This window comes from Pseudomonas sp. MF08831 (assembly GCF_059862645.1).
The window spans coordinates 283,549-296,400 of sequence record NZ_JCBCUX010000003.1 but is presented as its reverse complement, the minus strand read 5'-3'; the positions used below and the strand labels follow the sequence as shown (position 1 = coordinate 296,400).

General features: G+C 61.1%; 14 protein-coding genes. 9 read left to right on the top strand and 5 right to left on the bottom strand.

The window, feature by feature from the left end; all coding sequences use genetic code 11:
- The first annotated feature begins 30 nt into the window (after positions 1–30).
- The gene (gene rpmB / locus AC19YS_RS07615; protein ID WP_003176907.1) at positions 31–264 is read left to right on the top strand and encodes a 50S ribosomal protein L28; all 234 of its coding nucleotides are present in this window, start codon (positions 31–33) and stop codon (positions 262–264) included.
- An 11-nt stretch (positions 265–275) separates the two neighbouring features.
- Positions 276–431, top strand: a complete 156-nt coding sequence (gene rpmG, locus AC19YS_RS07610; protein WP_003176906.1) for a 50S ribosomal protein L33 — start codon at positions 276–278, stop codon at positions 429–431.
- A gap of 71 nt (positions 432–502) precedes the next feature.
- On the opposite strand, the gene AC19YS_RS07605 is transcribed toward rpmG, so the two are convergent.
- Positions 503–865, bottom strand: coding sequence for a cupin domain-containing protein (locus AC19YS_RS07605; RefSeq protein WP_145158135.1), 363 nt, complete (start codon positions 863–865; stop codon positions 503–505).
- Positions 866–1,095: 230 nt separating this feature from the next.
- On the opposite strand from AC19YS_RS07605, the gene AC19YS_RS07600 reads away from it, so the two are divergent.
- On the top strand, positions 1,096–2,589 hold the full coding sequence (locus AC19YS_RS07600; protein ID WP_106575851.1) for an aldehyde dehydrogenase: 1,494 nt from the start codon (positions 1,096–1,098) through the stop codon (positions 2,587–2,589).
- 187 nt (positions 2,590–2,776) lie between these two features.
- A complete protein-coding gene (locus tag AC19YS_RS07595) occupies positions 2,777–3,919 on the top strand; it encodes an MFS transporter (protein WP_500601372.1) in 1,143 nt (380 codons plus the stop codon).
- Between the two features lie 124 nt (positions 3,920–4,043).
- On the opposite strand, the gene AC19YS_RS07590 is transcribed toward AC19YS_RS07595, so the two are convergent.
- Entirely contained in the window at positions 4,044–5,612 is a 1,569-nt protein-coding gene (locus AC19YS_RS07590; protein ID WP_119737236.1) for a phospholipase D family protein, read from the bottom strand.
- 62 nt (positions 5,613–5,674) lie between these two features.
- A complete protein-coding gene (locus AC19YS_RS07585) occupies positions 5,675–7,099 on the bottom strand; it encodes an aminotransferase-like domain-containing protein (RefSeq protein WP_119737238.1) in 1,425 nt (474 codons plus the stop codon).
- A 165-nt stretch (positions 7,100–7,264) separates the two neighbouring features.
- Here AC19YS_RS07585 and AC19YS_RS07580 point away from each other — a divergent pair, with 165 nt between their 5' ends.
- On the top strand, positions 7,265–7,489 hold the full coding sequence (locus AC19YS_RS07580) for a DUF1127 domain-containing protein (protein WP_500601370.1): 225 nt from the start codon (positions 7,265–7,267) through the stop codon (positions 7,487–7,489).
- Here the strand turns inward: AC19YS_RS07580 and AC19YS_RS07575 are convergent, their stop codons facing one another.
- Positions 7,490–8,782: an NAD(P)/FAD-dependent oxidoreductase gene (locus tag AC19YS_RS07575; protein WP_500601369.1), complete on the bottom strand. Its 1,293-nt coding sequence runs from the start codon at positions 8,780–8,782 to the stop codon at positions 7,490–7,492.
- Between the two features lie 115 nt (positions 8,783–8,897).
- On the opposite strand from AC19YS_RS07575, the gene AC19YS_RS07570 reads away from it, so the two are divergent.
- A complete protein-coding gene (locus AC19YS_RS07570) occupies positions 8,898–9,251 on the top strand; it encodes a YkgJ family cysteine cluster protein (RefSeq protein ID WP_003176897.1) in 354 nt (117 codons plus the stop codon).
- Between the two features lie 128 nt (positions 9,252–9,379).
- Here AC19YS_RS07570 and AC19YS_RS07565 read toward each other — a convergent pair whose 3' ends face one another.
- A complete protein-coding gene (locus AC19YS_RS07565; RefSeq protein WP_003176896.1) occupies positions 9,380–9,868 on the bottom strand; it encodes an Lrp/AsnC ligand binding domain-containing protein in 489 nt (162 codons plus the stop codon).
- Positions 9,869–10,024: 156 nt separating this feature from the next.
- On the opposite strand from AC19YS_RS07565, the gene dadA reads away from it, so the two are divergent.
- From dadA to alr, 3 genes are all read left to right on the top strand, one after another.
- Entirely contained in the window at positions 10,025–11,326 is a 1,302-nt protein-coding gene (dadA, locus tag AC19YS_RS07560) for a D-amino acid dehydrogenase (protein WP_106575845.1), read from the top strand.
- Entirely contained in the window at positions 11,298–11,651 is a 354-nt protein-coding gene (locus AC19YS_RS07555) for a RidA family protein (RefSeq protein WP_016970573.1), read from the top strand. The genes dadA and AC19YS_RS07555 overlap by 29 nt, the downstream gene beginning before the upstream one ends.
- Before the next feature lie 80 nt (positions 11,652–11,731).
- A complete protein-coding gene (gene alr / locus AC19YS_RS07550; protein ID WP_119737240.1) occupies positions 11,732–12,805 on the top strand; it encodes an alanine racemase in 1,074 nt (357 codons plus the stop codon).
- The last annotated feature ends 47 nt before the right edge of the window (positions 12,806–12,852 follow it).

Here is a 12,852-nt window from a genome sequence, read left to right as displayed (position 1 = left end):
GTTGGGCATGTGGTTTTAGAGGGCTGAGGCATGTCGAGAGTCTGTCAAGTTACCGGTAAGGGTCCGGTGACTGGGAATAACATTTCCCACGCAAATAACAAAACCCGTCGTCGTTTCCTGCCGAACCTGCAGCATCACCGCTTCTGGGTTGAAGAAGAGAAACGTTTTGTTCGCCTGCGTGTATCTGCCAAAGGCATGCGTATCATCGACAAGCGCGGCATCACTGTCGTGCTGGCCGAAATCCGCGCCGCTGGCAAGATCTAAGGAGCTTTATCATGCGTGAATTGATTCGAATGATCTCTAGCGCCGGTACTGGTCACTTCTACACTACCGACAAGAACAAGCGTACTACCCCGGACAAGCTCGAAAAGAAAATGTTCGACCCGCGCGTTCGCAAGCACGTGATCTACAAAGAAGGCAAAATCAAGTAATTGATTTTCTTCCTTGTGAAAAAAAGCCCGTCTCTCACGAGTCGGGCTTTTTTTTGCCTGTGATTTGCTGATCAGGCTTTCTGTTCAAACACCACGTAGATCTTGCGGCACGGTTCCAGCACTTCCCAGGTGCCGCTGAACCCGGCGGGGATCACGAAGCGGTCGCCCGCACGCAAGGTCTTGGCGTTACCGTCGGCATCGCGCAGCACCGAAACGCCCTGCACGATCTCGCAATATTCATGCTCGCTGTAGTTGACCTTCCATTGCCCGACTTCACCTTCCCAGACCCCGGCGCTCATCTGGCCGCACGGGCTGTTGTAGTGGTTGTAGAGGGTTTGCTCGGGATCGCCCTTGAGGACTTTTTCGGCGGCCGGCCGGTAGCGTTCGGGGGCGGTATTGGCTTGGCTGAAGTCGACGATGTCCTGGATGCTCATGTGCGTGTCCCGTCTGGCCTGCGGTTGGAGAGTCCAAAGTCTATGTTTATTAAAATGAACATCGCAAGGGCGTTTACCGGCGTTGTGTCAAATATATTGAAACACCCCCAGCCGCTGGTTTAGGGTGGCAGCTGCCTTGAGCCGAACAGCAGGCTGGCCGGGCAAGAATTCTTTGAGGCTGCCGGGGGACATCACCTGGCCCTTGTATTCAATAAGAGGAGGACACTCGCATGACCACCCTGACCCGTGCCGACTGGGAACAACGCGCCAAGGATCTGAAGATCGAAGGCCGCGCCTACATCAATGGCGAATACACCGCCGCTGTTTCCGGTGACACGTTCGAATGCATCAGCCCGGTCGATGGCCGCCTGCTGGCAACTGTCGCCAGCTGCGACGTCGCCGACGCCCAGCGCGCTGTAGAAAACGCCCGCGCCACCTTTAATTCCGGCGTCTGGTCACGTCTGGCACCGGCCAAGCGCAAGTCCGCCATGATCCGTTTCGCCGCGCTGCTCAAGGCCAATGCCGAAGAGCTGGCCCTGCTCGAAACCCTGGACATGGGCAAGCCGATCAGCGACTCCCTGGGCATTGACGTGCCTGGCGCAGCCAACGCGCTGAGCTGGAGCGGCGAGGCCATCGACAAGATCTACGACGAAGTTGCCGCTACTCCGCACGATCAATTGGGCCTGGTGACCCGCGAGCCGGTCGGCGTTGTCGGCGCGATCGTACCGTGGAACTTCCCGCTGATGATGGCCTGCTGGAAACTCGGCCCGGCGCTGTCTACCGGTAACTCGGTGATCCTCAAGCCGTCCGAAAAATCCCCGCTGACCGCCATCCGCATCGCGGCCCTGGCCGTTGAAGCCGGTATTCCAAAAGGGGTGTTCAACGTGCTGCCGGGCTACGGCCACACCGTGGGCAATGCCTTGGCGCTGCACATGGACGTCGACACCCTGGTGTTCACCGGTTCCACCAAAATCGCCAAGCAGCTGTTGATTCGCTCCGGCGAGTCCAACATGAAGCGCGTGTGGCTGGAAGCGGGCGGCAAGAGCCCGAACATCGTGTTCGCCGATGCCCCGGACCTGCAAGCGGCGGCCGAATCCGCCGCTGGCGCCATCGCCTTCAACCAGGGCGAAGTCTGCACCGCCGGTTCGCGTCTGCTGGTGGAGCGCTCCATCAAGGATAAATTCCTGCCGCTGGTGATCGAGGCCCTCAAAGGCTGGAAGCCAGGCAACCCGCTGGACCCGGCGACCAACGTCGGTGCGCTGGTGGACACCCAGCAGATGAACACCGTGCTGTCGTACATCGAAGCTGGCCACGCCGACGGCGCCAAGCTGGTTGCGGGCGGCAAGCGCACCCTGGAAGAAACCGGTGGCACTTACGTTGAACCGACGATTTTCGACGGCGTGACCAACGCCATGAAGATTGCCCAGGAAGAAATCTTTGGCCCGGTTCTGTCGGTGATCACCTTCGACAGCGCCGAAGAAGCCATCGCCATCGCCAACGACACCCAATACGGCCTGGCCGCAGCGGTGTGGACGGCGGATATCTCCAAGGCGCACCTGACGGCCAAGGCCTTGCGCGCCGGTAGCGTGTGGGTCAACCAGTACGATGGCGGTGACATGACCGCACCGTTTGGTGGCTTCAAGCAGTCCGGTAACGGTCGCGACAAGTCGCTGCACGCGTTCGACAAGTACACCGAACTGAAGGCAACCTGGATCAAGCTGTAACCCTGTAGGAAACACCGCAGGCCAAATGTGGGAGCTGGCTTTTGTGGGAGCTGACTTGCCTGCGATAGCATCACCGAGGTGTGACTGACACACCAAGGTGCTTGCATCGCAGGCAAGCCCGGCTCCCACATAGGCTCGCTCCTACAGTTCGTTTGAAACCCTGAAAATTATCCACAGGAGCGTGGACATGCGTTGGGCGACTTACTTCGCCGTCCTGGCCTCGGTACTCAGCGTCGGTCTGGCCCTCGGGGTCAGCATGCCGCTGGTGTCCCTGCGCCTTGAAGGCTGGGGCTATGGCAGTTTCGCTATCGGCGTAATGGCGGCCATGCCGGCCTTCGGCGTACTGCTGGGCGCCAAGGTCTCCAGCCGCATGGCTTCATGGCTGGGCACCGCCAACCTGATGCGCCTGTGCCTGTGGGCCGGTGCAGTGTCCATCGGCCTGCTGGCAATCCTGCCCAGCTATCCGGTCTGGCTGGTGCTGCGGCTGATGATCGGGGTGATCCTGACCATCGTGTTTATCCTCGGTGAAAGCTGGATCAACCAGTTGGTGGTGGAGCAGTGGCGGGGCCGCTTGGTGGCGCTGTATGGCTGCAGTTACGCCTTGAGCCAACTGTCGGGGCCGCTGCTGCTGGGTGTGATTGGCACCGACCATGATTACGGCTTCTGGGTGGGCGTAGGCCTGCTGATGGTCGCGCCACTGCTGTTGCTGGGGCGCTCCGGCGCGCCGACGGCTGAGTCCTTCAGTGTCACCTTTGGCGACTTATGGCGTTTTTGCTTGAGCCTGCCGGCGATTGCCTGGGCGGTGGCTTTATTCGCGGCGTTCGAAGCGATGATTCTGACGCTGCTGCCGGTGTATTGCCTGCAACAGGATTTTACGGCCGAGGTCGCCTTGGCCATGGTCAGCACGGTGGTGGTGGGTGATGCGCTGTTGCAATTGCCTATCGGCGCATTGGCTGACTACCTGCCGCGTCGCACGCTGTTCTTGAGCTGTGCGGTGCTGTTGCTGATCTCGAGCCTGGCGATTCCACTGCTGATGCACACCCCGCTCATCTGGCCGGTGTGGGTGGTCTTCGGCGCCAGTGCCGGCGGGTTGTTCACCTTGTCGCTGATCCTGATCGGCGAGCGTTACCGCGACGATGCGCTGGTGCGCGCGAATGCTCACGTGGCGCAGTTGTGGGGCATCGGTTGCTTGATAGGGCCATTGGTGGCCGGGGCGGGCAGCCAGTGGATCAGCGGGCATGCGTTGCCGTTGCTGATGGCCGCCGGCGCGTTGGGGCTGGTGGTGCTGTTGTTGCGTCAGGGTGCATTTGGCGTCGCACAGCCCGCCTGATTTGAAACGGGAGCGAATGTGGGAGCGGGCTTGCTCGCGAATACGGTGTGTCAGTTAACGGCAATATTGACTGATCCACCGCATTCGCGAGCAAGCCCGCTCCCACACTGGATCTTCATAGTTCCTACAGCATCCGCTCCAGACCGACTGAAGTGGCAAACCAGGCATTAAACCTGCGCCACCAATTGCCGGGTTCCTCGGTCAGCGTATGCAGTTGGCCGTTATCCTCAGTGACCCATACCACCTGGCCATCCTGCAATTTCGCCTGGTAGCTCAACGCCGGCGCCATACCTTGCAGCGCCAGGTTGCGCACGTGTTCCGCCAGCTCGGGGCTGTCCACCAGCACGCCGACTTCGGTGTTCCACAGCACCGAGCGCGGGTCAAAATTGAACGAGCCGATAAACGACTTTTCCCGATCAAAGATCATCGCCTTGCTGTGCAGGCTGGAATCCGAGCCGTGCAACGAGCCCCGGCGAAACAGGTGCGGGCCGCTGCCTGCACTGGGGTCACCGGGTTGGCGGCGCAACTCGTAGAGTTTTACGCCGTGCTCTAGCAGGGCCTTGCGGTATGGCGCATAGCCGCCATGTACCGCCGGTACATCGGTGGCTTCGAGCGAATTGGTTAGCAGGCTCACCGACACCCCTGCGTCGGCTCGGCCGGTCAGGTACACGAGCCCAGGCTGGCCGGGGACGAAATACGCCGAAATCATGATCAGCTCATGGTTGACGCCTTCAAGCTCCGGCGCCAGTTGGGTGGTGAGCAGCAACTGCGGGTCCGGGTCGGCCTTGGCCAGCACCTTGCTCGGCGCATCCCACAGTGCCTGGTTCCAGGCCCAGATCAACTCGCGGCGCCAGATGTCCATGCGGGGTTGGGTCTGGTAGGTGCGCAAGCGGTTGTACAGCGCATGGTTTTGCTGGCGGGACTCGGCGAGCGAATCTTGCAGGCGCACGCGGGCGGCGGCCAGGTCACGTTTGGAGGGGCTGTTGGAGACGAAATCATCAATCGGTTTGCTCAGTGCGCTGTTCCAGTACTGATCAAAACTGTGCCCGAGTTGCTCGGCCACCGGGCCCACGCTGAGCATATCGATATCGGTGAAATTCAAGTTGGGCTCGGCGTCGAAATACTCGTCGCCCAGGTTGCGCCCGCCGACGATGGCGACACTGTTGTCCGCCAGCCACAACTTGTTGTGCATGCGCCGATGTTGCAGCGACAAGTTGAACAGCCGCCCCATGGCCCGAGTGACGCCGGTGCTGCGGCCCAGGTGCAGCGGGTTGAACAGGCGAATTTCGATCTGCGGGTGGGCGGCGAGGGTGGCGATGACCTGGTCGAGACCGTCGCTGGTGGTGTCATCCAGCAGGATGCGCACGCGCACGCCGCGGTCGGCTGCCTTGAGCAATTCGTCCACAAGCATGCGCGTGCTGATGCCGTCGTGGACGATGTAGTACTGCAGGTCGAGGCTGCTCTGGGCGTTGCGGATCAGTTCGGCGCGGGCCATGAAGGCTTCACTGCTGTTGGGCAGCAAACGAAAACCCGAGCGGCCTTGATGCGGCGCCGCTTGCGCCTGGATCGAACGGCCGAATGAGGATTGCGCGGCGGGCAGGGCGTCGCTGGGGATGCGCGGCGTGTCGACTGTTGCGCAGCCGCCCAGCGCCAGGGCGCCCAGCAGGAAAAACGGTAAAAGCCGTTGGATCATCAAGGGCGCTGCTTCCAGGTCAGGGCGATTGTGGGCATATGACGGCTAATTCCGGCGAAAGGTCAGTCTGGCGTCTCGGCGAGCATCTTGATCGCGGCGGCGCCGACTTTGCGTACGGCGTCTTCAATTTGCGGGGTCGGTTTGGCAGCGTAGTTCATGCGCAGGCAGTTCCGGTATTTGCCCGAAGCGGAAAAGATACTGCCTACCGCCACCTGTACGCCTTGCTCCACCAACACGCGGTTGAGCTTGAGCGTATCGAAGCCTTCCGGCAGCTCTACCCACAACATGAAGCTGCCTTGAGGCCGGCTGGCCCGTGTGCCGGTCGGGAAATAGCGGCTGACCCAGTCGAGTATCAGGTCGCGATTGCGCTGGTATTGAGTGCGCATCCGCCGCAAATGCGGTTCGAAATGGCCATTTTTCAAGAACTCCGCAATCGCGATCTGTGGTTGGGTCGCGGTGGAACCGGTGCTGATGTATTTCATGTGCAGCACCCGCTCCAGGTAGCGACCGGGCGCTACCCAGCCAATGCGCAAACCGGGCGCCAGGGTTTTCGAGAACGAGCTGCACAGCAGCACGCGGCCGTCTTCATCGAAGGATTTGATCGTGCGCGGGCGAGGGTAGCTGTAGGCCAATTCGCCATACACATCGTCTTCAATGATCGCCACGTCAAAGCGCTGGGCCAGGGTCAGCAACGCACGTTTGCGTGCCTCCGGCATGATGTAGCCCAAGGGGTTGTTGCAGTTGGGCGTTAGCTGGATGACCTTGATCGGCCACTGTTCCAGCGCCAGTTCCAGCGCTTCAAGGCTGATGCCGGTGATTGGGTCCGTGGGGATTTCCAGGGCCTTCATGCCCAGGCCTTTCAGGGTCTGCATGGCACCGTGAAAGCTTGGCGAGTCCACCGCGACGATATCGCCCGGCTCACAGATCGCGTGAATGCTGGCGGACAGCGCCTCATGGCAACCGGTGGTGATCACAATGTCTTCGGCCGTCAGCTGGCAGCCGGAATCCAATGACAGGCGTGCAATTTGCTCACGCAATTCCATACAGCCGAGGATGTTGTCGTAATACAGCCCCGGCAGATCCTGACGGCGACTCACACGCGCCAGGCTGCGCAGCAAGGGTTTCAGGGTCGGCGACAATACATCCGGCATGCCTCGGCCCATCTGTATGACATCTTTGCGTGGCACCGCGCGAATCAGTTCCAGCACCTGGTCCCACTGTGAAATTTCCACCGGCCGCTGGGCCGGGCGGCCTACCTCGGGCAGCGCCGGCAGCTCGCGCCCAACCGGTACAAAGTAGCCGGACTTGGGTTTTGGCATCGCCAGGCCGTTGTCTTCCAGCAACCGGTAGGCCTGTTGCACGGTGCTCAGACTAACCCCATGTTCAACGCTCAACGCGCGCACAGACGGCAAGCGATCGCCGGGACGATAGAAGCCCTGTTCGATGCGAGTGCCCAGTAATTCGGCAAGGTTGACGTAAAGGGTCATGGCGGTCGCTCCCGAGGACCAGTACAGATAGGCGGAAAATACAGGATTCAGGCGATCATGGGCAGTATCTGTATGGATTTAATAAAGGTGCGTTGAGTCTGTCATGGTTTTGCCGTTGCGCTCAGGCTAGTCACTCATGGCAACAAGCAACTGAGGGGCAGCAAAATGAGCGGCATGAGCGATGTGCGTCTGATGTTACACAGTCAGGAACTGCAGGCAGGGCAAGAGCGCGCGGCGGCGCCACGGGAGATCAGCCGCTGGCGTTTGTTCTGGCACCGCCGTCACACGCGCAAAGCCTTGCTGCACCTGACTCGCGAGCAACTGCGCGACGTCGGGCTGACCGCCGAACAAGCGCGCCAGGAAGGCCTGAAGCCGTTCTGGCGTGATTGATCAGACCAGCTCTTTGAGGCGGTGCCAGAGCATCCCCAGCGCCAGCAACGGCGAGCGCAAGTGTTGGCCGCCGGGGAAGGTGATGTGCGGTACTTGGGCGAACAGATCGAAGCGACCCTGCTGCTGGCCACTGATTGCCTCGGCCAGCAGCTTACCCGCCAGGTGCGTGGCATTCAGGCCGTGCCCCGAGTAGGCCTGGGCGTAATACACGTTGGGTTGATCCACCAACCGGCCGATCTGCGGCAACCGGTTGGCGCCAATGCCGATCATGCCGCCCCACTGGTAGTCGATCTTCACGTCGGCCAGTTGGGGGAACACTTTGAGCATTTTTGGGCGCATATAGGCGCCGATGTCTTGCGGATCACGTCCGGAATAGTGACAGGCGCCACCGAACAACAGGCGGCGGTCGGCGGACAGCCGGAAGTAATCCACCGTTACCCGTTGATCACAGACGGCCATGTTCTGGGGCAGCAGGTGGGCAGCTTGGGCTTCGCTCAACGGCTCGGTGGCGATGATGTAGCTGCCGGCGGGCAGCACTTTGCCGCTCAGGTAGGGGTTGAGGCCATTGAGGTAGGCGTTGCACGCCAACACCAGGGTCTTGGCGCGCACATTGCCAAGGGCGGTGTGCACGTTCACTTCAGGGCCGTAGTCGATGCGTGTCACTTCGGACTGCTCGAACAGCTTCACGCCCAGCTTCTGCGCGGCGGCGGCTTCGCCGAGGGCCAGATTCAGCGGGTGCAAATGGCCGGAGCCCATGTCGATCATGCCGCCCACGTAGCGGTCGGAACCGATCACACTGCTCATCTCGTTGGCTTGCAGCAGGCGTACTTCATGGCGATAGCCGAGGCTGCGCAGTTCTTCGGCATCTTCGGCCAGGTCGTGCAGGTGCTGAGGTTTGTTCGCCAGGTCGCAGTAACCCCAGGTCAGGTCGCAGGGGATTTGATAGCGCTCGACGCGCTCGCGCACGATCTCCACGGCTTCCAGGCCCATCAACTTCATCTGGCGCACGCCGTCGGTGCCGATCACGTTGGCAAACTGGTCCAGGCCATGGCCGACGCCGCGAATCAGCTGGCCGCCGTTACGACCACTGGCGCCCCAGCCAATCCTGCGCGCCTCCAGCAGCACCACGCTGTAACCGCGTTCGGCCAGTTCCAGGGCGGTGTTGAGCCCGGAGTAACCGCCGCCAATTACGCACACATCGGCGCTGACTTCGCCCGTCAACGCCGGGTAATCGGGTTGTGGGACGCTGCTGGCGGCGTAGTAGGAATCGGTGTGCCGGGCGCTGGCGGTCATGGGGAGCATCCCTGTTTGGAAAATTTGACGCAGGATACAGCGGTCGGACGAAGCTGTCTGCGCAGGGCGTTTTGCGTCAGAATCCACGCCTATTCGCCGTCCGGTATGTGTTTCGATGAGTTGCAACAGTCAGAAAATCAGCGCGCTGCGTAGGCAGATTCCTTCGTTCGAGTGTGTTCCGGGTTGCCACGACTGCTGTGGGCCGGTGACGACCTCGCCCGAGGAAATGTCGCGCCTGCCGCGTAAGACCGCAGCCGAGCAGGATGCCGCCATGGACGAGCTGAACTGCGTGCACCTTGGGCCCAATGGCTGCACGGTGTACGACGAACGCCCGCTGATCTGCCGGTTGTTTGGTACCACTAAGACCTTGCCATGCCCCAACGGGCGGGGCCCGGTGGAGTTGATTCATCCGCGGGTTGAGAAGCAAATCCACGAATACATGGCCAGCACCCGGCAAGTCTTGGTCTAGTGAATTTACCTACTCTAAATGTGGGAACGGGCTTGCTCGCGAATGCAGCGGGTCAGTGAAAAATGCGCGGGCTGATACACAGAATTCGCGCGCAAGCCTGCTCCCACAATTGACCGCATTGTGGCAGTTCAATCCGGGATCGGCAGGTTCAAGCTCTCCTTCACCTCTTCCATCACGATATAGCTCTTTGATTCGCGCACATGGGGCAACTTGAGCAAGATGTCGCCGAGCAATTTGCGGTACGAGGCCATCTCGGAAATCCGTGCCTTCACCAGGTAGTCGAAGTCACCCGACACCAAATGGCACTCCAGCACATGGGGCAGTTTGAGCACGGCGCGGCGGAATTCTTCAAAGGTGTCGCCGGACTTGTAATCGAGGCTGATCTCGACAAATACCAGCAAACTACCCTTCAAATGCTGCGGATTGAGCCGCGCGTTGTAGCCCATGATGATGCCTTCGCGTTCCAGTCGGCGTACGCGCTCGGTGCACGGCGTGGTCGACAGCCCGACTTTTTCCCCCAGTTCCGTGAACGAAATGCGCCCGTCGGTTTGCAGGATGCGCAGGATATTGCGGTCGATCTTGTCCAGCTCCCGCTTGGTCTGGGTGTTGGTACGCATAGGGGATACGCCTCTGTCAAAAGGGTTTTTACCGAGAATTGTCGCCAAATATAGGCATTTATATAGTGAAATGCACTGGCAATTGCTTTTTATACTGCGCTCATCATTGCTCGAATAACACACGTCAGCGGCCAAGCCCGCGATGAGGATATAAAAATGCGCGTTCTGGTCTTGGGTAGCGGCGTCATTGGTGTGACCAGTGCGTACTATTTGGCGCGGGCCGGCTTTGAAGTCGTCGTGGTCGACCGTCAGCCAGCCGCTGCCATGGAAACCAGTTTCGCCAACGCCGGCCAGGTGTCGCCTGGTTATGCCTCACCCTGGGCCGCCCCAGGCGTTCCGCTCAAGGCGATCAAGTGGCTGCTGCAGCGCCACGCGCCGCTGGCGATCAAGGCCACCGCCGATATCGACCAATACCTGTGGATGGCGCAGATGCTGCGCAACTGCACCGCCAGCCGCTATGCAGTGAACAAAGAGCGCATGGTGCGTCTGTCCGAGTACAGCCGCGACTGCCTCGACGAACTGCGTGCTGAAACCGGCATTGCCTACGAAGGCCGCAGCCTCGGCACGACGCAATTGTTCCGCACCCAGGCGCAACTGGACGGCGCGGCCAAAGACATCGCCGTGCTCAAAGAGTCTGGCGTACCGTTCGAGCTGCTCGACCGCGCCGGTATTGCCCGCGTCGAGCCGGCCCTGGCCAGCGTCACGGATATTCTTGCTGGCGCGCTGCGCCTGCCGAACGATCAGACGGGCGACTGCCAGATGTTCACCACGCGCCTGGTCGACATGTGCAAGCAGCTGGGCGTTGAGTTCCGCTTCGACCAGGACATCCAGCGCCTCGACTCCGCAGGCGACCGCATCAATGGCGTGTGGATCGACGGCAAGCTGGAAACCGCGGACCGTTATGTACTGGCCCTCGGCAGCTACTCGCCAAAACTGCTCAAACCGCTGGGGATCAAGGCACCGGTGTACCCGCTCAAGGGTTACTCGCTGACCGTGCCGATCACCAACCCGGCGATGGCACCGACTTCGACCATTCTGGACGAGACCTACAAGGTTGCGATCACCCGTTTCGACAATCGCATCCGCGTCGGCGGTATGGCTGAAATCGCCGGTTTTGACCTGTCGCTGAACCCGCGCCGGCGTGAAACCCTGGAGATGATCGTCAACGACCTTTATCCTCAGGGCGGCGATTTGACCGAAGCCACGTTCTGGACCGGCCTGCGCCCGACCACGCCCGACGGCACGCCGATTGTCGGCGCCACGCCTTTCAAGAATCTGTTCCTCAATACCGGGCACGGCACACTTGGCTGGACCATGGCCTGTGGCTCTGGTCGTTTGCTGGCCGACCTGATGGCGAAGAAAACCCCGCAGATCAGCGCCGAAGGCCTCGATATTTCCCGTTACGGCAACCACCAGGAGTCCGCAAAACATGTCAATCCAGCGCCAGCTCACCAATGAGCGCATGAGCCAGATCGTTGTTCACAGCGGTACCGTGTATCTGGCAGGGCAAGTCGGCGACGACATGAGTGCCGGGATTGAAAAGCAGACCCGTGAAACCCTGGCCAATATCGAGCGTTTGCTGGACTTGGCCGGCACCGACAAATCCAAGCTGCTGTCGGTGACGATCTACTTGAAAGACATCGACGCCGATTTCGCCGGCATGAACGCGGTGTGGGACAAGTGGCTGCCTAAAGGTGTCGCCCCGGCCCGCGCCACGGTTGAAGCCAAGTTGTGCGAACCGGAAATCCTGGTAGAGCTGTCCGTCGTGGCCGCGCTGCCCTAAACAACGATCCCTCTCCCGGTGCCGACGCTGTTGGTCGGTGCCGGTTTTTTCTTCACTCTGCCGCCTAGAAGCCTGCCGCCATGCGTCCTGCCCGTGCCCTGATCGACCTCCAAGCCCTGCGCCACAATTACCAACTGGCCCGTGAAGTCACGGGGGCCAAGGCCCTCGCCGTGGTCAAGGCCGATGCCTATGGCCATGGCGCCGTGCGCGTGGCCCAGGCGCTGGAAGCCGAGGCCGACGGGTTTGCCGTGGCCTGCATCGAAGAGGCACTGGAGCTGCGGGCCGCCGGGATTCGCGCGCCGGTATTGCTGCTGGAAGGCTTTTTTGAAGCTGACGAACTGCCGCTGATCATCGAGCACGATATGTGGTGCGTGGTGCATTCGCTGTGGCAGTTGGACGCGATTGAGCAGGCCCGGTTGAGCAAGCCGCTGACCATCTGGCTCAAATTGGATTCGGGCATGCATCGTGTCGGCCTGCATCCCAAGGATTACCACGAGGCTTATCAGCGCCTGCTGGCCAGCGGTAAAGTGGCGAAAATCGTATTGATGAGCCACTTCGCCCGTGCCGACGAGCTCGACTGTGTACGCAGCAATGAACAAGTGGCGGTGTTTGAAGCGGCGCGCCAAGGTTTGTCGGCCGAAGTCAGCCTGCGCAACTCGCCTTCCGTGATGGGCTGGCCGAACGTGTCCAGCGACTGGGTGCGCCCAGGCATCATGCTCTATGGCGCCACGCCGTTTGGTGAAGATCAGGCCATCGCCGCGCGCTTGCAGCCGGTGATGACGCTGGAATCCAAGGTCATCTGCGTGCGCGAACTGCCGGCCGGCGAGCCGGTGGGCTACGGCGCCAAATTCATCACACCCAAACCGATGCGGATCGGCGTGGTCGCCATGGGCTATGCCGATGGCTACCCACGGCACGCGCCAACCGGCACACCGGTGTTGGTGGCGGGCCAGCGCAGCCAGTTGCTGGGCCGCGTATCCATGGACATGCTGTGTGTCGACCTCACCGACGTCCCGCAGGCCGGGCTCGGTTCCACCGTGGAGCTGTGGGGCAAAACTATTCTCGCCAGCGACGTCGCGACTGCTGCCGAGACCATTCCCTACCAGATCTTCTGCAACCTGCGCCGCGTGCCAAGGCTCTATTGCGGGGCCTAAGCGCTGCCTACGAGTGAAGCCGGCCGGGATTTAGGCCCAAGTGTTGT

Bases quoted from the DNA above. Each gene is read 5' to 3' on its own strand.
- rpmB (WP_003176907.1), top strand. From the start codon at position 31: ATGTCGAGAGTCTGTCAAGTTACCGGTAAGGGTCCGGTGACTGGGAAT.
- rpmG (WP_003176906.1), top strand. From the start codon at position 276: ATGCGTGAATTGATTCGAATGATCTCTAGCGCCGGTACTGGTCACTTC.
- AC19YS_RS07605 (WP_145158135.1), bottom strand. From the start codon at position 865: ATGAGCATCCAGGACATCGTCGACTTCAGCCAAGCCAATACCGCCCCC.
- AC19YS_RS07600 (WP_106575851.1), top strand. From the start codon at position 1,096: ATGACCACCCTGACCCGTGCCGACTGGGAACAACGCGCCAAGGATCTG.
- AC19YS_RS07595 (WP_500601372.1), top strand. From the start codon at position 2,777: ATGCGTTGGGCGACTTACTTCGCCGTCCTGGCCTCGGTACTCAGCGTC.
- AC19YS_RS07590 (WP_119737236.1), bottom strand. From the start codon at position 5,612: ATGATCCAACGGCTTTTACCGTTTTTCCTGCTGGGCGCCCTGGCGCTG.
- AC19YS_RS07585 (WP_119737238.1), bottom strand. From the start codon at position 7,099: ATGACCCTTTACGTCAACCTTGCCGAATTACTGGGCACTCGCATCGAA.
- AC19YS_RS07580 (WP_500601370.1), top strand. From the start codon at position 7,265: ATGAGCGGCATGAGCGATGTGCGTCTGATGTTACACAGTCAGGAACTG.
- AC19YS_RS07575 (WP_500601369.1), bottom strand. From the start codon at position 8,782: ATGACCGCCAGCGCCCGGCACACCGATTCCTACTACGCCGCCAGCAGC.
- AC19YS_RS07570 (WP_003176897.1), top strand. From the start codon at position 8,898: ATGAGTTGCAACAGTCAGAAAATCAGCGCGCTGCGTAGGCAGATTCCT.
- AC19YS_RS07565 (WP_003176896.1), bottom strand. From the start codon at position 9,868: ATGCGTACCAACACCCAGACCAAGCGGGAGCTGGACAAGATCGACCGC.
- dadA (WP_106575845.1), top strand. From the start codon at position 10,025: ATGCGCGTTCTGGTCTTGGGTAGCGGCGTCATTGGTGTGACCAGTGCG.
- AC19YS_RS07555 (WP_016970573.1), top strand. From the start codon at position 11,298: ATGTCAATCCAGCGCCAGCTCACCAATGAGCGCATGAGCCAGATCGTT.
- alr (WP_119737240.1), top strand. From the start codon at position 11,732: ATGCGTCCTGCCCGTGCCCTGATCGACCTCCAAGCCCTGCGCCACAAT.